Source organism: Agrococcus sp. TF02-05 (assembly GCF_017565345.1).
GTDB lineage: Bacteria > Actinomycetota > Actinomycetes > Actinomycetales > Microbacteriaceae > Agrococcus > Agrococcus pavilionensis.
In genome coordinates, this window is sequence record NZ_JAGEKO010000004.1 from 200612 (window position 1) to 220517 (window position 19906).

Annotated in this window: 19 protein-coding genes and 1 tRNA gene; 10 read left to right on the forward strand and 10 right to left on the reverse strand. The window is 73.8% G+C overall.

Features of this window, described 5'->3' with window-relative positions; genetic code table 11:
* Position 1 precedes the first annotated feature (1 nt).
* Positions 2 to 451: a pyridoxamine 5'-phosphate oxidase family protein gene (locus tag JQT67_RS04805; protein ID WP_208063746.1), complete on the forward strand. Its 450-nt coding sequence runs from the start codon at positions 2 to 4 to the stop codon at positions 449 to 451.
* 5 nt (positions 452 to 456) lie between these two features.
* On the forward strand, positions 457 to 1272 hold the full coding sequence (locus JQT67_RS04810; protein ID WP_208063747.1) for an endonuclease/exonuclease/phosphatase family protein: 816 nt from the start codon (positions 457 to 459) through the stop codon (positions 1270 to 1272).
* Positions 1273 to 1281: 9 nt separating this feature from the next.
* On the opposite strand, the gene JQT67_RS04815 is transcribed toward JQT67_RS04810, so the two are convergent.
* Positions 1282 to 2067 carry a hypothetical protein gene (locus tag JQT67_RS04815; RefSeq protein WP_208063748.1) on the reverse strand — a complete coding sequence of 262 codons (786 nt, stop codon included), beginning with the start codon at positions 2065 to 2067 and terminating at the stop codon, positions 1282 to 1284.
* Between the two features lie 198 nt (positions 2068 to 2265).
* Between JQT67_RS04815 and JQT67_RS04820 the strand changes: the two genes are divergently transcribed.
* A complete protein-coding gene (locus tag JQT67_RS04820; protein WP_208063749.1) occupies positions 2266 to 3708 on the forward strand; it encodes an MFS transporter in 1443 nt (480 codons plus the stop codon).
* A gap of 12 nt (positions 3709 to 3720) precedes the next feature.
* Here JQT67_RS04820 and JQT67_RS04825 read toward each other — a convergent pair whose 3' ends face one another.
* On the reverse strand, positions 3721 to 3921 hold the full coding sequence (locus JQT67_RS04825; RefSeq protein ID WP_208063750.1) for a hypothetical protein: 201 nt from the start codon (positions 3919 to 3921) through the stop codon (positions 3721 to 3723).
* A gap of 93 nt (positions 3922 to 4014) precedes the next feature.
* Here JQT67_RS04825 and JQT67_RS04830 point away from each other — a divergent pair, with 93 nt between their 5' ends.
* On the forward strand, positions 4015 to 7566 hold the full coding sequence (locus tag JQT67_RS04830; RefSeq protein ID WP_208063751.1) for an ATP-binding cassette domain-containing protein: 3552 nt from the start codon (positions 4015 to 4017) through the stop codon (positions 7564 to 7566).
* Positions 7567 to 7764: 198 nt separating this feature from the next.
* Here the strand turns inward: JQT67_RS04830 and JQT67_RS13730 are convergent, their stop codons facing one another.
* Both JQT67_RS13730 and JQT67_RS04840 read right to left on the reverse strand, forming a co-directional pair.
* Positions 7765 to 8580, reverse strand: a complete 816-nt coding sequence (locus tag JQT67_RS13730) for a M56 family metallopeptidase (protein ID WP_208063752.1) — start codon at positions 8578 to 8580, stop codon at positions 7765 to 7767.
* A gap of 13 nt (positions 8581 to 8593) precedes the next feature.
* Positions 8594 to 8950 (reverse strand): BlaI/MecI/CopY family transcriptional regulator, encoded by a 357-nt coding sequence (locus tag JQT67_RS04840; RefSeq protein WP_208063960.1) that lies wholly within the window; start codon positions 8948 to 8950, stop codon positions 8594 to 8596.
* A 138-nt stretch (positions 8951 to 9088) separates the two neighbouring features.
* Here JQT67_RS04840 and JQT67_RS04845 point away from each other — a divergent pair, with 138 nt between their 5' ends.
* From JQT67_RS04845 to JQT67_RS04855, 3 genes are all read left to right on the forward strand, one after another.
* Complete coding sequence (locus tag JQT67_RS04845; RefSeq protein WP_208063753.1) at positions 9089 to 10678, forward strand: cytochrome ubiquinol oxidase subunit I; 1590 nt, start codon at positions 9089 to 9091, stop codon at positions 10676 to 10678.
* A gap of 45 nt (positions 10679 to 10723) precedes the next feature.
* On the forward strand, positions 10724 to 11791 hold the full coding sequence (cydB, locus tag JQT67_RS04850; protein WP_208063754.1) for a cytochrome d ubiquinol oxidase subunit II: 1068 nt from the start codon (positions 10724 to 10726) through the stop codon (positions 11789 to 11791).
* Positions 11792 to 12050: 259 nt separating this feature from the next.
* Positions 12051 to 13247 (forward strand): hypothetical protein, encoded by a 1197-nt coding sequence (locus JQT67_RS04855; RefSeq protein WP_208063755.1) that lies wholly within the window; start codon positions 12051 to 12053, stop codon positions 13245 to 13247.
* Positions 13248 to 13359: 112 nt separating this feature from the next.
* Here the strand turns inward: JQT67_RS04855 and JQT67_RS04860 are convergent, their stop codons facing one another.
* From JQT67_RS04860 to JQT67_RS04870, 3 genes are all read right to left on the reverse strand, one after another.
* Complete coding sequence (locus JQT67_RS04860; protein WP_208063756.1) at positions 13360 to 13572, reverse strand: DUF2945 domain-containing protein; 213 nt, start codon at positions 13570 to 13572, stop codon at positions 13360 to 13362.
* 66 nt (positions 13573 to 13638) lie between these two features.
* Positions 13639 to 13863 (reverse strand): KTSC domain-containing protein, encoded by a 225-nt coding sequence (locus tag JQT67_RS04865; protein ID WP_208063757.1) that lies wholly within the window; start codon positions 13861 to 13863, stop codon positions 13639 to 13641.
* A gap of 64 nt (positions 13864 to 13927) precedes the next feature.
* Positions 13928 to 14000: transfer RNA gene (locus tag JQT67_RS04870), tRNA-Ala, on the reverse strand.
* A gap of 128 nt (positions 14001 to 14128) precedes the next feature.
* Here JQT67_RS04870 and JQT67_RS04875 point away from each other — a divergent pair.
* Positions 14129 to 14608, forward strand: a complete 480-nt coding sequence (locus JQT67_RS04875; protein WP_208063758.1) for a hypothetical protein — start codon at positions 14129 to 14131, stop codon at positions 14606 to 14608.
* Positions 14609 to 14625: 17 nt separating this feature from the next.
* Here the strand turns inward: JQT67_RS04875 and JQT67_RS04880 are convergent, their stop codons facing one another.
* The 3 genes from JQT67_RS04880 to JQT67_RS04890 form a co-directional block, all read right to left on the reverse strand.
* The gene (locus JQT67_RS04880) at positions 14626 to 15789 is read right to left on the reverse strand and encodes a hypothetical protein (protein WP_208063759.1); all 1164 of its coding nucleotides are present in this window, start codon (positions 15787 to 15789) and stop codon (positions 14626 to 14628) included.
* Positions 15790 to 15864: 75 nt separating this feature from the next.
* Positions 15865 to 16548: a GNAT family N-acetyltransferase gene (locus JQT67_RS04885; RefSeq protein ID WP_208063760.1), complete on the reverse strand. Its 684-nt coding sequence runs from the start codon at positions 16546 to 16548 to the stop codon at positions 15865 to 15867.
* Between the two features lie 98 nt (positions 16549 to 16646).
* The gene (locus JQT67_RS04890; protein WP_208063761.1) at positions 16647 to 18935 is read right to left on the reverse strand and encodes an LLM class flavin-dependent oxidoreductase; all 2289 of its coding nucleotides are present in this window, start codon (positions 18933 to 18935) and stop codon (positions 16647 to 16649) included.
* Positions 18936 to 18988: 53 nt separating this feature from the next.
* Here JQT67_RS04890 and JQT67_RS04895 point away from each other — a divergent pair, with 53 nt between their 5' ends.
* A complete protein-coding gene (locus JQT67_RS04895; protein ID WP_208063762.1) occupies positions 18989 to 19591 on the forward strand; it encodes a 5-formyltetrahydrofolate cyclo-ligase in 603 nt (200 codons plus the stop codon).
* A gap of 3 nt (positions 19592 to 19594) precedes the next feature.
* Complete coding sequence (locus tag JQT67_RS04900; protein WP_208063763.1) at positions 19595 to 19906, forward strand: FmdB family zinc ribbon protein; 312 nt, start codon at positions 19595 to 19597, stop codon at positions 19904 to 19906.

Genomic DNA, 19906 nt, shown 5'->3' on the forward strand with positions numbered 1-19906 from the left:
CATGACGTCGCCTCGCTCTCGATCGGAACGCCGGAGCGACGCCGAGCGCCGGCTCGTCGACGACGTCGACGTCTGGGTCGCGACCGCCGGCGCCGACGGCGAGCCGAACCTCGTGCCGCTCTCGCACCACTGGGACGGCGAGACGCTGCTGCTCGCCACGAATGCGCAGAGCCCGACCGGCGCGAGCCTCGAGCGCGACGGGCGCGTGCGCATCGCGGTCGGGCTCACGCGCGACGTGACGGTCATCGACGGCGTCGCGACCTCGCTGCCGCTCGACGCGATGCAGACCGAGCGGGCGGACGCCTTCGCCGAGCACGCGGGGTTCGACCCGCGGCAGGCGGCCGGGTTCCGCTGGTACCTCGTGACGCCGCAGCGCGTGCAGTCGTGGCGCGAGGTCGACGAGCTGCCCGGTCGCACGCTCATGCGCGACGGCCGTTGGCTCGAGGAGTGACGCGGATGCGATCGCTGCGGCTCCTGCGGGTCATGACCTGGAACGTGTGGTGGCGCTTCGGCGAGCGCTGGGAGGAGCGGCAGGAGGGCATCGCCGCGACGCTCGAGCGCCTCGACGCCGACATCATCGGCCTGCAGGAGTCGTGGGCGACGCGCGAGGAGTCGCAAGCCGCCGCGCTCGCCGAGCGGCTCGGGCTGCAGAGCCAGTGGGCCGGGCCCTCGCTGCCCGACCTGCCCGACGAGCCCGAGTCGCCCGACCACGAGGGCGTCGACCTCGGGCTCGCGATCCTCAGCCGCTGGCCCATCCTCGACTCGTGGACGCGCACGCTGCCCTCGAGCCGAGACGTCGCACCCGTCGCGCTCGTGGCCGTCATCGACCACCCGCTCGGGCCGCTGCGCGTCGTGTGCACGTGCGCAGAGCATCACGCGCACCTCGCCGACGACCACGTCGCGCAGACGCGCGAGCTCGCCGCGCTCGTGCTCGAGCTCGCGGCGCTCGAGTCGCCGCTGCCGGTCGTGCTCATCGGCGACCTCAACGCGCCGCCCGACGGGCCGGAGCTCGCGCCGCTGCTCGAGGTCATGACGGATGCGTGGACGGCGGCCGAGCGCGCACCCGACGAGGGCGTCACCCTCTCGAGCGAGCACCCCGACGCACCGCTCGGTGCGGTCAAGCAGCTCGATCGCCGCATCGACTACGTGCTCGTGCGCCCCTCGGCCGGCGGCCGCGCGCCCGAGGTGCGGAGCGCATCCGTCGTCGCAGAGACCGTCGAAGGGCTGCACCCCTCCGACCACTTCGCGGTCGTGGCCGATCTCGCGGTCTGAGCCGCGCGATCAGTGCTCGCGGCGCGACTCGCGCTGCTCCCGGAGGTCGGCGAGGGCTCGGATGAGGCCGCGCGACTGCGACGGGGTGAGGGTGTCGACGTCGACGAGGTCGTCGTCCTGCGGCGGCGCCGTCTCGCCGCGGGCGAGCGTGGCGATCGCGGTCGCGAGCTGCGTGACGTTGCGATCGATGGCGTCGGCGGAGCGGCGGTACACGTCGGCGTCGAAGCGGTAGGGGTCGATGATGTCGAGCAGCAGCTCGGGCTTCGGCATGCGCACGCTGTCACGAGCGGCGGCGGCCGCCGCGACGAGACGGCGCATGAACGCTGCGAAGCCGTCCTCCCCGAGCGGCGGGACGCCGGCGGCCGAGCCCCGCTTCGCGAGCGCCTCGACGACCAGGCGGAACTCGACGAGCGTGAACGCGCGCTCGGGCGGCGCCCCGCGCCGACCCGATGCGACCCGCCGGTGCTCGCGCGTCATGCCGAGCACGAGGTCGGCCTCGAGCAGCATCGACCGGTCGAGTCGGAGGGCTCGGTGGTGGTCGGTGTCGGTGATGCCGAGGCGCACGGCCTCGTCGATGGCCCAGCGGTCCATCGGGGCGCCCTCGCTCGGCGCGGTGCCGGCGCTCGAGACGTGCAGCGCCGCGATCTCCTCGCGGCCGAAGGCCTGCGGCACGCGCACGCGCAGCAGCTGCTCCGCTTGCGGCGAGCGACAGATGTTGCCCGTGCAGACGGTGAGGATGCGGAAGACGCGATCCTCCCTCGCGGGGACGGGACGGCGCCGGACGGCGAACGACATGTTTCGAAACATAAAGGAGGGATGTACCCCGATCGGGGAAACCCAAGCACTCCTGGGGCAGTCCTGAGGATTTGTCGCAGCGGCGCGCGAGCGCCGTGTCGCCGACCGTCGGTCCTCGGATTCACCGCCCGGACGCATCCCCGCTCCCCCGTCATTGCGGCATCGCGCGAGGCATCCCTAGAGTGAGGCCAGGCCCCCATGACGCGACTGCCAGACCCGCCCGCCACCTCGCGCGCGGAGGGCGCGCAGGCGCAGCCGAAGCGCCGCTGGCTCGCGCTCACCGTGCTGCTGCTGCCGACGGCGCTGACGCTCATGAGCGTCACGAGCATCAACGTGGCGCTACCGTCGATCCGCGAGGGCCTCGGCGCAGATCCCGTCGAGCAGACGCTCATCCTCACCTCCTACACGATCGCGTTCGCGCTCGTGCTGCTGCCGGCCGGGCGGTTCGGCGACCGCTACGGGCACAAGCGCGTCTTCATCGTCGGCGTCGCCGTCTTCACGCTCGCGAGCGCGTGGTGCGCGCTCGCGCCCGACCCGACCCACCTCATCCTCGGCCGCGTGCTCTCGGGCATCGCGGGCGGGCTCGTGCTCACGCCGCTCAACGCGCTCATCCAGCTGCTCTACTCCGGGCGGGAGCGGGCGCGGCCGTTCGCGATCATGGGCGCCGTCTTCGGCGCCGCGAGCGCTGTCGGGCCGATGCTCGGCGGGCTGCTGCTCGAGGTGGGCGGCGAGTCGGGCTGGCACCTCGTCTTCTGGGTCAACGTGCCCTTCGGGGCCGTCGCGGCGATCGCGGCGGCGCTCGTCATCCCGCGCGGCACGCCGCTCGGCGTGCGCGGGCGCGACCCGCTCGGGCTGCTGCTCTTCAGCATCGGCATCACCGCGCTCGTGCTGCCCTTCGCGCTCGGCAGCGGCGTGAGCGCGGCGAACCTCGGCGTGCTCGCCGCCGGGCTCGCGCTGCTCGCGGGCTTCGCGAGCTGGGAGCGGGCGCGCGAGCGCCGGGAGCGGTTCGCGATCGTGCCGCTGCGGCTCTTCCGGCAGCGGGCGCTGCCGATCGGCATCATCACGACGTTCCTCGGCTTCGCGGCCTTCACCGCCTCGTTCCTCATGCTCGCGCTGCTGTGGATCGACGCGCTCGGCAACGCGCCGCTCGAGGCGGGCGTCGTCGTCACGCCCTTCGCGCTCGGCTCGGTCGCCGGGGCGCTCGCCTCGCAGCGCGTGAGCCGCCGCTTCGGCGTGCGCACCGTCACGGTCGGGCTCGCGCTCATCGCCGGGAGCCTCGCGCTCGTCGGCACCCTGCTCGCCGCGCTGCCGCCCTCGGCCATCACGCTGCCGGTCGTGGCCGCGCCGCTGCTCGCGATCGGCGTCGGCGTCGGGCTCTTCGTCGGGCCCAACACCAATGCGGCCTTCGTGCAGACCGAGCCGCGCGACGCGGGCATCGCCTCCGCGCTCATCACCGCCGCGCAGCGCACCGGCACCGCCGTCGGCGTCGGCGTCGTCTCGGCGCTCTACGCGCTCGCGCCCGGCGGCTCGACCGAGGTCGCGAACCACGCCGCCGCGACGTTCACGACCGCCGCGATCGCCGCCGTGGCCGTCGCGGTGATGCTCGTGAGCCGGCGCAGCCGGCTCACGGTGCCGGCCTGACCCGGACCGGGGTCAGTCGGCGGTCGGAACGAGCGTCTTCGCCCCGAAGCGGCCGAAGCCGCGATCGGCCGTGACGACGGTCGCGCCCTGCTCGAGCGCGATGGCCGCGTCGTAGGCATCGGGCACGTCGTTGTGGATCAGCCGCGCGCGCACCTGCGCCGCGGCGAGCAGCTCGGAAATCGATGCTGACCCTTGTGCGCATGCGGGCATCATGCATCACGCCTTCGACATCGGTAGTCGCGCGCCGGGGTCATCGCGCCGTCGCCATCATGGGCGCCGCATGGGCGGGAGTGGGACGATGGAACCGTGCCGCGCCCGAAGTCTGACACCGCCGAGACGACCGTGAAGACGACGGATGCGTCGCGTGCCGACGAGCGGGAGACCCGGGCCCCGAGCGTCGACCCGTGGGTCCTCGAGGCCGAGCGCACCGCATCCGCACCCCGGTTCCGCCCGCCCGCGCTCGGGCCGGTGCCGAAGGGGCCCGTCTACCTGCTGGGACTGCTCACGGCCCTCCGCGCCGCCGGGCTCGTGCTCGTTGCCGAGGCGATCGCGCGCGGCATCGGCGCGCTCGCGGCCAGCGACCTCGCCGCCGAGACCACGCGGCTCATCGTCGTGCTCGGCATCGCCGGCGCGCTGCTGCGCGCGGGCGCCGAGTGGGCGACGTCGGTCGTCGCGCGGCGCATCGCGGCGTCGGTGAAGCAGCGCATCCGCGGGCGGCTGTGGCGGCAGATCGCGGCGGGCGACGCCGCGGGCGGCGGCACCGCCGTGCTCGCCGCCGACGGGCTCGACGACCTCGACGACTACTACGTGCAGTCGCTGCCGGCGACGATCGCGGCCGCGGTCGTGCCGCTGCTCGTCGGGCTGCGCGTGCTCGGCGCCGATTGGCTGAGCGCGGTCATCATCGTCGTGACGGTCCCGCTCATCCCCTTCTTCATGATCCTCATCGGCCGCCACACGCAGCAGCGCACCGACGAGGCGCTCACGGCGCTCACCCGGCTCGCCGACCACCTCGCCGAGCTCGCGCGCGGCCTCCCGGTGCTCGTCGGGCTCGGTCGCGTCGACGAGCAGGCGAAGGCGCTCGAGCAGCTGCAGGGCCGCTACCGCGAGCGCACGCAGGAGACGCTCCGCTGGGCCTTCCTCTCGGCGCTCGCGCTCGAGCTCGTCGCGACCATCTCGGTCGCGATCGTGGCGGTCTTCCTCGGCCTGCGGCTGCTGAACGGCACGATGGAGCTCGAGCCCGCCCTCGTCGCGCTCATCCTCGCGCCCGAGGCGTACGCGGCACTGCGGCAGGTCGGCACCGCCTTCCACGCCTCGCAGGACGGCCTCTCGGCCCTCGACCGCTCGCAGGCGATCCTCGAGCGGCCGGCGCCCGCCGACGTGCGGGGCCGCTCCGGCTCCGGGCCGATCCGCCTCGAGGGCCTCTCGGTGCAGTACGCCGGCCGCGACGCCCCGACCCTCGCCGGCATCACCGCTGAGCTGACCGGCATCGTCTCGATCGCCGGGCCGTCCGGTGCGGGAAAGTCGACCCTCCTGGGAGCACTCGCTGGGGCGCTGCCCGCCGACGCCGTCGTCACCGGCAGCGTGCACGGCGTGGGGGCGGATGCGGTGGGCTGGGCCCCGCAGGCACCGCGCGCGTTCGCCGACTCACCCCGCGCCGAGCTCGCGCTCTACGGCGCCGATCCGCTCGCCGCGCTCGACGAGCTGGGGCTCGGTCACGTCGCCGACGCGGCCGTCGCCGAGCTCAGCCCCGGCGAGCAGCGGCGCCTCGCCGTCGCCCGTGCCCTCGCGCGCGTCGACGCCGGCGCCCGCCTGCTCGTGCTCGACGAGCCGACCGCGCACCTCGACCGCGCCTCCGCCGAGCGCGTGCGCGCCGCGATCCTCCGCCGCGCCGACCGCGCCGTCGTCGTGCTCGCGAGCCACGAGCCCGAGACGACGGCGCTCGCGACCATGACCGTGCCGGTCGGCGCCGCTCCGCTGGCCTCTGCACCGCTGGCTGAGGAGCGCGCGGCTCCCCTACCGCTGGCTGAGGAGCGCGCGGCTCCCCTATCGCTGGCTGAGGAGCGCGCGGCCGCAGGCCGCACGCGTCTCGAAGCCCCGGTCGCGGTAGCAGGCGGCGCGACGGGCGCAGGAAGCGGGCCGCGCCTCACCATCCGCTCCCTCATCCGCCCGCACCTCGCATCCTGGGCCGGCTCGATCGCGATGGCGGTCATCGCCGTCTCGATGGGCCTCGCGCTCACCGCCGTCTCGGGCTGGCTCATCGTGCGAGCGAGCATCGAGGAGCACATCATGATGCTGCTGCTCGCGATCGTGGGCGTGCGCGCGTTCGGCATCTTCCGCTCGGTCGGCCGCTACGCCGAGCGGCTGCTGACCCACGATGCCGCGTTCAAGGTCGTCGACCTGCTCCGCGTGCGGCTGTGGCGGTCGATCGCGGCGCGCGGCGCCGGCTCGCGGCGACTGCTCGAGGGCGGTGCACCGCTCGACTACCTCGTGACGCTCGCCGACGAGCTGCGCGACCAGCTGCCCCGCGTGCTGCCGCCGATCGCGGTCGGCGTGCTCGTGATCGCCGGCACCGGCGTGACGACCGCCTTCGTCGCGCCGCAGCTCACGTGGATCGTCGTGCTGACGCTCGCGATCGCGACGATCGTCGCGTCGGCGCTCGCCATCTGGTCGGAGCGCGGCGCGTCCGCCGCCCGCGTCGGCGCCCGGTCGCGGATCGTGCGAGGCACCGCGGCGCTCGCCTCCGCCGCGCCAGACCTCCGCGGCAACGGCGTCGCGGGCGCGGCGCTCGCGCAGCTCGACGAGGCGAGCGCGCAGCTCTCGGCCGCCGAGCGGCGCGGCGCGTGGGCCGCGGGACTCGGCTCGGCCGTCGTCACCGCCGCCTTGGCGGCGCTCGCATGCCTCGTGCCCGTGCTGGCCCCGACGCTGACGGCCGAAGCCGCATCCGTCATCGCGCTCCTCACGCTCGCGCTGCTCGAGCCGCTCGGCGACCTCGTCGCGGCCGCGCACCGCGTGCCGGCGCTGCGCGCGGTGCTCGCGCGGCTCGCGCCCGTGCTGCGGCCCGCGCCGCAGCCGGCGTGGGGCGACGCCGAGCCGCCCACGCCGGTCGCCGCCGTCTCGCTCGACGACGTCAGCGTGCGCTACCCCGGCATGCCGCGGCCCGCGGTCGCCGACGTGTCGGGCCGCGCGGAGCGGGGCCGCTGGCTCGTGCTCGACGGCCCTTCGGGCTCGGGCAAGTCGACGCTGCTCTCGGCGATCATGGGCGCGCTGCCGGTGGAGCGCGGCGCCGTGCGCGCCGCTGCCGCCCCCGCCACCGTCTCCCCCGCCGCAGAGATAGGGCGAGTCGCTGACATGGCGGACGCTTCGGAGCGACACGCCCTGCACCTGTCGGAGAGCGCGGCGGACGGCGTGCCGCTCACCGACCTTGACGAGCGCGCCTGGCGCTCGCGCGTCAGCTGGTGCCCGCAGGACGCCTACGTCTTCGACTCGACGCTGCGCGGCAACCTGCTGCTCGCGCGCACGCGCGACGATGCGCCCGACGACGCCGCGATGCGCGAGGCGCTCGAGCAGGCGGGGCTCGCGCGGCTCGTCGACTCCCTCGGCGACGGCCTCGACACGCGCGTCGGCGCGGGCGGCTCGGCGCTGTCGGGTGGCGAGCGCCAGCGGCTCGCGGTCGCGCGGGCGCTGCTGACCCGCGCCGACGTCATCCTGCTCGACGAGCCGACGGCGCACCTCGACGCCCCGACGGCCGCGGCGATGATGGCCGACGTGCGCGAGGCGACCGCCGACCGCGTCGTCGTGCTCGTCTCGCACCGCCACGACGACCGGCTCCCGGCCGACGCGGTGGTGCGCCTCCCCTGACTCGCACGACGCGACGATGTGCACGCTGCTGCGGTCCGCGGCGCGCCGAAGCCACAAGAGCGTGCACACCGATGACCGAGGTGCGTCTCCAGCCGCAGCGATGTGCACCGACTTGCGGTCTGCAGCGCGCCCAAGCCGCAAGAGCGTGCACACACGCGCGCGCGAAGGCGCCCCGACAGCCGGCGCCCGGCCCGAGCGCTACGCCACGAGCCGCTTGAAGCGGTCGCTCCCCCGCGACGACCCCGCCGCGTCGACCTCGGCCCCCGGCACGCCGCTCGCACCGACCTGCAGGATCGCCCGCGCGAGCACCTCGTCGCGCACCTCGCGGCGTGCGTGGTCGTCGGCGAGCATCTCTACGAGCGCGGCGACCTCGGCGTCGGCGAGCGCCGCGACCGGGAACCACGGCAGCGCCGAGCGCCAGGCGCGGAACGCGAGCAGCAGCAGGTCGTGCCGCTGCTCGACGTGGGCGCGCTCGTGCGCGATCACCGCGACGAGCTCGTCGGCGTCGAGCCGGTCGAGCAGCCCCTGCGACAGCACGGTCACCGAGCCGGCGCCGCGCGGCAGGCAGTAGGCGACGGGCACCGCGTCGTCGAGCACGCGCGTGCGCGCCCGCGTCGGGTGCGGCGACGAGAGCATGTCGAGCAGCTGCAGGTGGCGGCGCCGCTGCGCGGTGACCTGCACGATCGTCACCGCGAGGTGCGAGAGCAGGTAGATCGTGAAGACCGCCGCCGGAACGACCGCGAGCCACGGCTGGCTCGGCGCGATCGCGAAGCCCGTGAGCGCGAGCGCGCCGATCATCGACAGGCCTCCCGCGAGTCCCACCGCCTGCCACACGAGCAGCGCGATCACGGGTGCCCGCATGGGCCACGCCGCGCGCGAGAGCCACACCGGCACGGGCCACGCGAGCATGAGCGCCACGAGCCACAGCATCGCCGCGCCCCACACGATCGCGCCGTGCGGGATCACGAGGGCTCCGTCGAGCACCGCGGCAGCGGCGGTCGGCGGCACGGGCACGAGCGCGATCCGCTCAGCCGTCGCCGCGGAGGAGCTTGCGCAGCACGGCGGCATCCTCTTCCGAGACCGCGCCGACGAAGCGCTCGAGCACGGCCATGCGGTCGCGCGACTCGCCCAGCACCTCGTGCATGAGCTCGGCGACGTGGTCGGCGCGCGAGGCGACCGGCGAGTAGCGGTACGGCCGCACCGTGCGGTCGGAGGCGACGAAGCCTTTCTTCTCGAGCCGCGAGAGCACCGTCAGCAGCGTCGTCGCCGCGAGCGGGCGGCCGGCGGCCTCGAGCTGCTGCTGCACGTCGTAGGCCGAGAGGGCCTCCGTCGAGTCCCAGACGGCGTCCATCACGACGCGCTCGAGCTCGCCGAGCGCGGGCATGTTCTTCCGCATCGTGCCTCCCGGGCCAGTGTGACGCATCCGTCGAGAAATCAATTCTACAACGAGTCGAACTTCTTCTATGCTGTGTAGAAGTGGTTCTACGCGGCGTAGAACTCAGCGTAGCGAAGGAGGGTCGGCGTGGAAGCGCTCGACATCGCCCGGTGGCAGTTCGGCATCACGACCGTCTACCACTTCATGCTCGTGCCCCTCACGCTCGGGCTCGGCATGGCGATCGCCGTCATGCAGTCGATCTGGGTGCGCACCGGCGACGAGAAGTTCCTGCGCATGGTGAAGTTCTGGGGGAAGCTCTACCTCATCAACTTCATCCTCGGCGTGGCCACGGGCCTCGTGCAGGAGTTCCAGTTCGGCATGGCGTGGAGCGAGTACTCGCGCTTCGTCGGCGACGTCTTCGGCGCCCCGCTCGCGCTCGAGGGGCTGCTCGCGTTCTTCGCCGAGTCGACCTTCCTCGGCATCTGGATCTTCGGCTGGGGGCGCCTGCGCAAGGGCCTGCACCTCGCGGCGCTGTGGTGCGCGGTGATCGGCTCGTGGCTCTCGGCCTACTTCATCATCGTCGCGAACTCGTGGATGCAGCACCCCGTCGGCGTCGAGATGACCGCCGAGGGCCGCCCCGTCATGACCGACATCTGGGCGGTGCTGACCAACAACACCGCGATCGCCGCCTTTACCCACACGATCTTCGGCGCCCTCATCGTCGCCGGCATGTTCCTCATCGGCATCTCCTGGTACCACCTCTGGCGGCGGCGCCACGACGGCATCGACCGGGTGGATGCGTCGGGTCGCGTCATCGTCGGCGAGGCCGCGTCGGTGCCGGGCCGCGACCGCACCGACCACGGGGTCTGGCTCTGGTCGCTGCGCGCCGGCGCGGTCGTCGCGATCGTCGCCTTCGGCGGCACCGCGCTCACGGGCGACTGGCAGGGCAAGCTCATGTACGAGCAGCAGCCGATGAAGATGGCCTCCGCCGAGGCCGCGTGCCACACCGGCTCGTCGTTCTCGGTGCTCTCGATCGGCGACCCCGGCACGACCGATTGCCGCGACGTCGTCACGCTCATCGAGATCCCCGGCGTGCTCGGCTTCCTCGGCACCGGCGAGTGGGGCGCCGACATGCCCGGCATCACCGACCTCGAGCCGCAGTACGTGAACCAGTACGGCGAGACGATCCCCGACGACGAGCTCTACGGCTCGTTCGCCGGCACCGAGGTGAACTACGTGCCGCCGATGTGGGTCACCTACTGGGGCTTCCGGCTCATGATTGGCCTCGGCGGCATCACCGCCTTCGGTGCGCTCGTGGCGCTGTGGCTCACGCGCCGCGGCACCGTGCCGTCGTCGCCCTGGATCATGCGGCTCGCGATCCTCGGGATCTTCGCGCCGTTCGCCGGCAACATCGCCGGCTGGATCTTCACCGAGATCGGCCGCCAGCCCTTCGTCGTGGCGCCGAACCCCGACCCCTCGGGCATCGACGGGGTGTTCATGTTCACCGCCGCGGCCGTCTCCCCCGGCGTCACGATCGGCGAGCTGCTCTTCTCCGTCATCACGCTCACCGCCGTCTACGCCGTGCTCATGGTCGTCGAGATCTTCCTGCTCGTGAAGTACGTGCGCGGCGGGGTCGCGAGCGCCATGCCCGAGCTCGCCTCGCGCCACGAAGCGGGCGACGACCCCGACGACCGGCCGGGCGGCGCGCGGGATGACGTGCTCGCCTTCGCCTACTGACCGCGTCCGCTACTGATCCGCCCGACCGCACTGGAGGCATCCGCCATGGAACCGCTCGCCATCACCTGGTTCGTGCTCATCGCCGTGCTCTGGATCGGCTACCTGCTGCTCGAGGGCTTCGACCTCGGCGTCGGCATGCGCATGCTGTTCGCCTCGCGCGACGAGCGCGAGCGCCGCGTCATGCTCAACACCATCGGGCCCGTGTGGGACGGCAACGAGGTGTGGCTCATCACCGCGGGGGCCGGCACGTTCGCGGCCTTCCCCGAGTGGTACGCATCCCTCTTCTCGACCCTCTACGTGCCGCTCACCCTCGCGCTCGTCGGGCTCATCCTGCGGGCGGTCTCGATCGAGTGGCGCGGCAAGGTGCACACGCAGCGGTGGCGCTCGGCGTGGACGGCCGGCATCGGCATCGGCTCGCTCATCGCCGCCTTCTGCGTCGGCGCGATGCTCGCGCTCACGACGCTCGGGCTGCCGATCGACGGCAACGGCGACCGCGTCGGCGGGCCGTTCGTGTGGTTCGGCTGGCCGGCGATCGTCGGCGGGCTCGCGGTCGTGGGCTTCTCGCTCGCGCACGGCGCGACGTTCCTCGCGCTCAAGGCGGATGGGTCGGTGCGGTCGCGCGCGGCGGACTTCGCGGCGCGGTGGGCACCCGTGTGCCTCGTGCCCGCGGCGATCTGGGCCGTCTGGGTGCAGCTCGAGCACGGCGGCAACCTGCTCTCGTGGGCGCTCGTGCTGCTCGCGGTGATCGGCGGCTACTGCGGCTGGGCGCAGGCGCGGCGGCGCCGCGAGGGGCTCGCGTTCACCGGCTACGCGGCGTTCGGGGTGTTCGGGGTCGCGGCGATCTTCGCGGGCGTCTTCCCGAAGGTGCTGCCCTCGACGATCGACCCGGCCTTCGACCTGACGCTCATGAACGCGTCGAGCAGCCCCTACACGCTCGGCGTCATGACGGTCATCACGGCGGTGAGCCTGCCGATCATCCTCGGCTACCAGGCGTGGAGCTACTGGGTGTTCCGCAAGCGCGTGACGCCCGGCATGATCCCCGACGCGCACATCGTGCTGCCGGCGATCCTGCGCGATCGCGACGCGGACCGCGACGCCGCCCCGACCGCGTAGCCGCTCAGCCCGCGTCGCGCTCGGCACGGCGCCCGCAGAGTGCCGGAACTCTGCTGTTCTTCGCCCTCAGAACAGCAGAGTGTCGGCACTCTGCCGCGAGCGCGCTACCCGGATGCGTCGCGAATGGGTGACAATGAGCGCACCGGTCCCCAGCCGGAGTCACGTCTCGAGGAAGTCCACCGATGCACTTCGCGCCATCGCGCCATGCCGTCCTGCCCAGCGCGCCCGCGCGCATCCGCCCCCTCCGCTCGGTCGAGCGGTGAGCGCCCGATCCTCAGCGGGTGCCGCGAGCCCGCTGCAGCAGCGGGTCTTCGGAACGCCGGGCGCCGCGCTGATCGGCGCGGGCCGGGCGCTGCCGGCGAAGCGCGCCCACCAGGGGAAGCTGGGCGAGGAGCGGCTCGCCGGCCTCACGCGCCAGGTCGTCGATGCGACGCCCGGGATGTTCCTGTTCCACTCGGTGAAGCTGCCGAGCGAGACGGGCGACGTCGATCAGCTGCTCTACGCCGGCGGCCAGTTCTTCCTCATGGACGCGAAGCTCTGGAAGGGCTTCGACGGGCAGTCGCGCATGACCTACGACGTCGCGATGCGCGACTCCGAGACGATGGTCTTCGTGCGCAACGGCCAGCCCTTCTCGGGCGGCGACGTCAAGGCGCCCAAGCAGCTCGCGAAGTGGAAGAAGTACCTCTCGGGGCACCGCGTGCAGGCGGTCATCGTGCTCATGGACCCGGGCGCGCAAGTCGCCGGCGCCGCGTGGAAGGGCGACGTGCTCGTCATCAACGCGCTCGAGCTGCAGTCGTGGCTGCGCAGCCTGCCGCCGACGGGCCAGCGGCCGCTGCACGAGGTGTGGATCCGCGAGCTCGCCGGGCTCACGTTCGACCCGGCCGCGAAGCCGGTGCCGCGGAAGCCCCGCTCGGGCAAGGGCGCGAGCAGTCGGCCGAGGCCCGGCGCATCGGCGGGCACTGCACCGTGGCAGCGGCCGATCGCGAGCGCCACGCGGCCCTCATCGCAGCGCTTCGCGCCTCCGCCTGCGTCGCGGCCCGCCTCGAGCCCCCGGCTGCCGACCGTCACCGCTCCCCTGCCGCTGCGACGCGAGACGGATGCGCTGGAGACGGCACTTGGGACGCTCGTCACGCGAGCGGTGACCCGAGCGCAGCGCCTCGGTCGATGGTCGCTGCGATCCGCGCTGTGGGCGTGGGTCGCCTGGCTCGCGTCGCTCGCGGCCTACCTCGTGGTGCACGAGCAGACCGCGCTGTGGGCGGCGCTGTGCATCGCGAGCTTCGGCCTCTCGATCGCCGCGACGTGGCTCGGCGTCACCGGCAACCACGAGGCGACGGATGCGCGTGCCAGCCGCATCCCGGCCAGCTGGGGCCTCGGGCTCGCCGTCGCGCACCTGACGCTCGCGTTCGTCGTGCCGCTCGCGGCGATCGTCGCGCTCGTGGTCGCGCCGCGCCTCTGACCCGCCTCCTTCAGCCCGGTGCGGGACCCCGTCCACCAAGCGGGAGCCTGTGCACCAGGTCCCGTTCGGTGAGAGGGGTCCCGTTCGTCGTGCTGCGGCGAGCGCGCCGGTCTCAGCTCTGCAGCTTGCGCAGCGCCGACCCCTTGTGCGCGGCGAGGTGGTCGGTCTTGTCGCTCTTGACCTCGTACTGCGGCTCGTCGCTCGACGCGCGCCGCGTGCGCCCCATGAACTCGAAGTCGCGCTTGTGCACCTTCGTGATCGTCCCGCGCACGCGGCCCGCCTCGGAGTTCCAGCTGACGTGGTCGCCGACCTTGAAGTCGCTCATGCCGCCATCGTGCTCCGCGCGGCTGGGAAGGCGCGTTGAAGGACCGCACGACTCGCCCGAGCCGGCTCAGCGCTGCTCGAACGGGTAGCCGGGCGCCTTCACGTGCTCGTTGAAGTAGCGACCGACGCTCTCCCCCGCGTCGGCGGCAGCCATGAGCCCCGCGTAGACGCGCGCGGGCACGAGGAAGTAGCGGTAGACGTCGCCGTCCTCGAACTCGACCTCGAGCGTGCTCGAGCCCTTGTCGTAGCCGATCGAGCGCAGCACGCTGCTCGTCACCCGCGCTCGCTTCACGTCGCCATCCTCCCCCGCGCGGCGACATGCAGAAAGCCCCGCCGAAGCGGGGCTCTCCAGTCTGTGGACCCGGGGGGAATCGAACCCCCGACCTTCTCATTGCGAACGAGACGCGCTACCAACTGCGCCACGGGCCCGGACTGGAACAGCGTATAGGACGCGGGGCCGCTCGGCGAAATCGAGCCGCGACCGCCGCGGCGCGCCCTCGGGAAACGCTGAGCGCGCGGTTGTCGATCAGTGTTACCGAACGCTGTTGCATATGGTCATGGACCGAGCGATCCCCTTCGTCACCAGCACCGTTGCCATCGTGAGCGGGCTCGCGCTCGCCGCGATCGTCTTCCTGACGTGGCAGCCGTGCGCCGGTCTCGGGCTGCCCGCGACGGGCGAGCCCGCCGCCGCGTGCGCGGCGATCAGCGATGCCGGCCCCACCGGCTGGATCGGGTCGCTGTGGCCGCTCGCCCTCGTCGTGGCGCTCTACGCCGCCTTCCGGGCGGTCGCGACGCACTGGACCGCCGGGACGATCGCCGCGGTGCCCGTGCTCGTGCTGCTCGCCGTCGCCGCGAACCCCGCGGTCGAGGCGACGCTCCTGGGGCTCCGGGCGGCATCGGCGGGCGAGCCGCCCTGGACGGGCTCGCTCACCGCGCTCGTGCTGCTGCTCGCGGGGCTGCTGATCTCGTCGACGGTGCCGCGCCACGTCGCGACGCGGCGGCCCGACGCCGCGCGCGTGCAGCTCGTGCAGGCCTGAGCCGACGGCCCCGGGGCTCAGCCCACGCGGCGCGCGAACGCCGCGTGCACGTCGACGTCCGCGAGGTCGTCGTCGACGAGGCCCATCGAGGCGAAGCGCGAGCCGCTCGTCGCGGGCGCTCGGCGGGCCGGCTGCTCTCGACGGATGGGGTGCTCGTCCTGCTGCGTCTCGAGCGGCTCCTCGGCGCGCACGACCTCGAGCGCCTCGGCCTGCGCGACCGCCTCCCGCACGGGCAGCTCGCGGATGGGCAGCGCGGGCTGCGTCGGCGCGAGCCGGCGCTCCGTCTCGGTCGGCGCCTGCGCGATCTCGCCCGTGACGATCTCGTCGAAGCTCGGCTCGAGCCGCGTCACGCGCGCGACCGGTCCCGAGAGGGCGCGGCGGTCGGCGTTGAGCTGCTCGCGGGCACGCTGCAGCAGGTCGTCGCTCGCCTTGTACTCGACGCGCGCGCGCTGCTCCGGCACCGGCTGCGGCGACCACGAGCGCGACTCGAGCACCTCGGCCGTCGCGAGCCGGTCGACGCGACCTGACTGGCGCGCCACGACCTGCTCGGCCACCCGCTCCTCGGCCGCGACCGCTTCGGCGGCGACCTTCCGCGCCTCGACGAGCGTGCGCACCTGGGGCGCCGTCGACGCCGCGACCCGACGCATCCGCTGCGCCGACGCGTTGACCGCCACGAGCCCCACGACGCCGAGCACCGCGACGGCGGCGCTGACCGCGACGAGCACCTGCATCGCGGGCACGAGCGCTCCGGCGACGACGCCCAGCAGCGCGACGAGCACGAGCGCGAAGCACGCGAGGCGCGTGCGGCGCAAGCGCTGCGTGCGCGACATCGACGACTTCACGGCCGCGCGCACCTCGCGCTCGACCGCCTTGATCTGCTCGTCGAGCTCGCGGGCGCGAGCGACGGCCTTCGCGTGCTCGAGCGCCTGCTTGAGGCGCTGCTCCTTGGCGACCGCCTTCTGCTGCACCGCGACCGTGCGGGCGTCGACCTCGAGCCGCACCTCCTCGGGCGCCTCCTGCGACTCCGCCATGATGCGGAGCGTCTGCTGCAGCCGGATGGCGTTGCGCTCGGTCGCGAGGTACTCGCGCTTCCGCGTCCACACGGGCACGAGGTATGCGACCCAGAGCACGACGGCGACGATGAGGACGAGCGACGTCCCGAGACCTGCGAACCCTGGCATGGCCAGCACGGTATCTTTCCGCGACGGCAAGGCCGGGGAGGCCGCGCGGCGGTTCGCGACGAGTCGCGCGAGGAACTACGCCGAGCGGTCGGCGCGCGGGTCGCCGCCGACCTCGACCGGGTAGACCGAGCGGTCGAACGGCGGCACGCGGCCGGCGAGGAAGCGCTGCAGCACGAGCTCGGGCAACTCCTCGCGCACGAGCGCGAAGCACAGGTGGTCGCGCCAGTCGCCGTCGATGTGGATGTAGCGGCGGCGGCAGCCCTCGTAGCGGAAGCCGAGCTTCTCGACCACGCGCAGGCTCGCGAGGTTCTCGGGCCGGATGCACACCTCGACGCGGTGCAGGCCGAGGCCGAGCATGAGGTGGTCGGTGACGAGGGCCACGGCGATCGTCGTCGCGCCGCGGCCGGCGAACCGGCGCGCGATCCAGTAGCCCAGGGTCGAGGAGGAGAGCGCACCGCCCGAGATGTTCGCGACGTTGAGCTGCCCCGCGAACTCGCCATCGACCTCGATCGCGAAGGCGAGCCCCGTGCCCTCGCGGTCGGACTCGAGCAGCGAGCGGATCGACGACTTCGTGTCGAAGCGGCCGCTCGGCCGCGAGCCCGGCAGCGTCGCCTCCCAGCGCTCGAGCCACGGGCGGTTCGCGATGAGCTCGGCCTCGAGCGCCTTCGCATCGCGCATCCGGATGCCCCGCACGGTCACGGGCCCGTGCGAGAGGCGGGGCGCGCTGTCGAACACGAGACCGAGCCTAGACGCACGCATCTCGATACGGCCCTGCGGGCCTACTCGATGACCGGGTGGGGGCGGGCCTGCTCGATGAGCGAAGGGAGCGGGCCTACTCGATGAGCGGGGCGGCGGGCCTAGTCGATGAGCGAAGGGGCGGGAGCGATGTTGAAGTTGTCGCGGAAGAGGTTATCGGGGTCGACCTCGGCCTTGAGCGCCCGCAAGCGCGCGAGCGTCGCGGGCGGGAACGCATCCTCGAGCCGACCGGGCCGGGGATCCGTCTCGAACGAGAGGTAGAGGCCGGATGCGTGGGGCGCGACGAGCGTGTCCCACGCGGCGTCGAGGCGCGTGCGATCCGCCCCGAACGCGATCACCGAGAACTTCGCCTCGCGGTGCGCGAACGCCGTCGCGTCGGCCGGCACGTCGGCGATCGCGCCGCCCATCGAGCGGATCTGGAAGAAGAAGTGGGCTCCGGCGTCGAGGAAGCGCGCGAGCGCTCCCGCGACCTCGGGCGTGATCGAGCCGATGAGCGCCGAGCGCGTGATCGGCTCCCCCTGCCCCTGGTGCGCACCGCCCGGCGCGTTGTCGATGACGCCGGCGTAGTGCGTCTTCACGACCTGCTGGCCGACGAGCGGCGCGACGGCCGCGAACGGCTGCAGGTGGTCGACGATCGACTCGGGGTCGGATGCGTCGACCGCGATCATCGCCTGCGCGACGCGCGGCTGCCGGGGCCGGTCGCCGCCGAGCAGCAGGAAGGGCGTCACGACGCGGTCGCTCGCCTCCGTCGCCGCGCCGAAGCGCTCGAGGAAGCCGGCCGTGTCGCTCGCGTCGAACGCGAGCTGCGCGAAGCCGATCTCGCCGACCGGCTGCGCGATCATCTCGAAGGCGACCGCGACGCCGAGGTTCGCGCCCGCCCCGCGCATGCCCCAGTAGAGCTCGGGGTGCTCGTCGCGGCTCGCGCGCACGAGGCTGCCGTCGGCGAGCACGACCTCGACCGCCTCGACGTGGTCGATCGTGAGCCCGTGCTCGCGGCCGAGGAAGCCGACGCCGCCCGCGGTCGCGAGCCCGCCGACCCCGACGCCGCCGTAGTCGCCCGACGAGATCGCCCAGCCGTGCTCGTCGAGCACCGTCGCGACCCGGCCCCACGTCGCACCCGCGCCGATGCGCACGAGGCGACGCGACGCATCCACGACGTCGATCCGGTCGAGCGCGCTCAGCTCGATCACGATGCCGCCGTCGTTCGTCGAGCGGCCCGAGATGCCATGGCCGGCGGAGCGGATGCTGAGCGGCACGCGCTCGCCCGCGCCTTGCTCGCGCGCCCAGGCGAGCGCCTCGGCGACCTGCGCGGCGCTCGTGGGCCGCAGCACGACGCCCGGCGCGCCGCCGCGGAGGTAGGTGTGCTGCACCTCGGGGTACTCCCACGAGCCGGGCTCGACCGCGGTCGCCTTGAGGCTCGCGGGGATCGAGGCGTAGTCGAGCGCCGCGGCGCGCAGCCGCAGCGCCGCCGCCGGGAGCGAGCCGGCCGGCTCGGTGCCCCGCTCGCCCCGCTCGGCCGCGACGCGCTCGCGCACCTCGGGCGCGACCTCCTCGATGAAGCGCTGCATCGTCGCGGGGTCGTCGGCGGCGAGGATGAAGGTGCTCATGCCGTCCTCGAGCGCGAGGTCGGCGAGCTCGCGCACCCACTGCGAGGGCGGACCCTGCAGCTGCCCGGCGGAGCGCTCGCGGAACGCGCCCCCGATGTTGAGCAGCCGCTTGACCTCGCGCAGATCGCGGCCCGCCTTCTCGGCCGCCGCATCGATCGCCGCGTTGCCGCGCGCGAGGTCGCCCGGCTGCAGGTAGCCGAGGCTCGGCAGCCAGCCATCGCCGAGCCGGCCCGTGAGGCGCAGCATGCGCGGTTTGTAGGCGCCGATGTGGATCGGCAGCCGGTGCGCCGGCCGCGGGCCGCGCTTCGCCCCCGCGACGCGGTGGTGCTCGCCGTCGATGCGCACGCCGCCGCGCTCGCTCGTGTCCCAGATGCCGCGGATGATCGCGATCGCCTCCGCGAGCGCGTCGACGCCCTGCCCGGGCGTGAGCCGCTCGCCGCCCATCGCGGCGATCGCGTCCCAGAAGCCGCCGGCGCCGAGGCCGAGTTCGAAGCGCCCTCCCGTGAGCAGGTCGAGGCTCGCGGCGCTGCGGGCGAGCACGGCCGGCTGCCGCAGCGGCAGGTTCGCGACGTTCGGGGCGAGGCGGATGCGCTCGGTCGCGGCTCCGACGTACGACAACAGCGTCCACGTGTCGAGGAACGCCGGCTGGTAGGGGTGGTCCTGGAAGGTCGCGAGGTCGAAGCCGAGCCGCTCCGCGAGCTGCGCGAGCCGCACGGGCTGCTGGGCGGGGGCGTTCGTCGGCGTGATGAAGACACCGAACTCGATCTCGTGGCCGTAGTCCATGCCGGGTGCAACCCGGATCGGGCCCGGAAGCATCCCGCGCTAGATTCACCGGCATGAGCGAGCACGATGACGAGACCGCCGTCGAGGACGCGAAGCGCGCGCTGCGCCGCCGGCTGCGCACCGAGCGGGCCGAGCGCGGCGAAGACTTCGCCGCCGAGCGCTCCGGCGGCCTGACTGCCAACCTGCAGCGACTCACGGAGCAGCTCGGCGCCCGCACGATCTCCGCCTACCTGTCGCTGCCGCAAGAGCCCGACACGCGGGCCTTCCTGCAGTGGGCGGCGAGCGCGGGCGTGCGCGTGCTGCTGCCGGTCATCCGCGCCGACGGGCTGCTCGACTGGGCCGAGCACGACGGCACCGAGACGGTCGAGGCGACCCTCGGCATCCCCGAGCCCACCGCGGAGTCGCTCCCGCCGACGGCCGTCGAGTCGATCGACCTCATGCTCATCCCCGCGACCGCGGTCGGTCGCGACGGCTCGCGGCTCGGCGGCGGGCGCGGATTCTTCGACAAGACCATCGCCGCCATGGCAGAATGTCCACCGGTCTATGCGGTCGTGCACGACGAGGAGCTCTTCGACAGCGTTCCCCACGCGGCGTACGACCAGCCCGTCGACGGCGTGGTCACGCAGTCCGGGATCTACACGACTTCGAGGAGCTGAGCCTTGCCCGTCTACGCCTACGCCTGTGCCGCTTGCGGCCACGCCTTCGACGCACGCCAGAGCTTCGACGAGCCCGCCCTCACCGTGTGCGAGCGGTGCGGCGGCGCCCTGCGCAAGCAGTACGGCTCGATCGGCGTGACCTTCAACGGGCCCGGCTTCTACCGCACCGATTCGCGCTCGACGAGCTCGAGCTCGAGCGCCGCGTCGAGCAGCAAGGGCGCGGATGCGTCGAAGGGCTCGGGCCCGAAGGAGTCGAGCACTCCCGCGAAGAGCGCGGCGCCGGCCGCGACCGGCAGCTCGAGCACGGCGGCCTGA

What these genes read in the sequence shown, in the direction of transcription:
- JQT67_RS04840 (WP_208063960.1), bottom strand. Translation starts at nt 8,950, where the DNA reads ATGCCCGCGCTCGGCGAGCTCGAGCGCGTCGTGATGGACGCCGTCTGG.
- JQT67_RS04805 (WP_208063746.1), top strand. Translation starts at nt 2, where the DNA reads ATGACGTCGCCTCGCTCTCGATCGGAACGCCGGAGCGACGCCGAGCGC.
- JQT67_RS04885 (WP_208063760.1), bottom strand. Translation starts at nt 16,548, where the DNA reads ATGCGTGCGTCTAGGCTCGGTCTCGTGTTCGACAGCGCGCCCCGCCTC.
- JQT67_RS04895 (WP_208063762.1), top strand. Translation starts at nt 18,989, where the DNA reads ATGAGCGAGCACGATGACGAGACCGCCGTCGAGGACGCGAAGCGCGCG.
- JQT67_RS04880 (WP_208063759.1), bottom strand. Translation starts at nt 15,789, where the DNA reads ATGCCAGGGTTCGCAGGTCTCGGGACGTCGCTCGTCCTCATCGTCGCC.
- JQT67_RS04815 (WP_208063748.1), bottom strand. Translation starts at nt 2,067, where the DNA reads ATGTCGTTCGCCGTCCGGCGCCGTCCCGTCCCCGCGAGGGAGGATCGC.
- cydB (WP_208063754.1), top strand. Translation starts at nt 10,724, where the DNA reads ATGGAACCGCTCGCCATCACCTGGTTCGTGCTCATCGCCGTGCTCTGG.
- JQT67_RS04890 (WP_208063761.1), bottom strand. Translation starts at nt 18,935, where the DNA reads ATGGACTACGGCCACGAGATCGAGTTCGGTGTCTTCATCACGCCGACG.
- JQT67_RS04810 (WP_208063747.1), top strand. Translation starts at nt 457, where the DNA reads ATGCGATCGCTGCGGCTCCTGCGGGTCATGACCTGGAACGTGTGGTGG.
- JQT67_RS04820 (WP_208063749.1), top strand. Translation starts at nt 2,266, where the DNA reads ATGACGCGACTGCCAGACCCGCCCGCCACCTCGCGCGCGGAGGGCGCG.
- JQT67_RS04825 (WP_208063750.1), bottom strand. Translation starts at nt 3,921, where the DNA reads ATGATGCCCGCATGCGCACAAGGGTCAGCATCGATTTCCGAGCTGCTC.
- JQT67_RS04860 (WP_208063756.1), bottom strand. Translation starts at nt 13,572, where the DNA reads ATGAGCGACTTCAAGGTCGGCGACCACGTCAGCTGGAACTCCGAGGCG.
- JQT67_RS04875 (WP_208063758.1), top strand. Translation starts at nt 14,129, where the DNA reads ATGGACCGAGCGATCCCCTTCGTCACCAGCACCGTTGCCATCGTGAGC.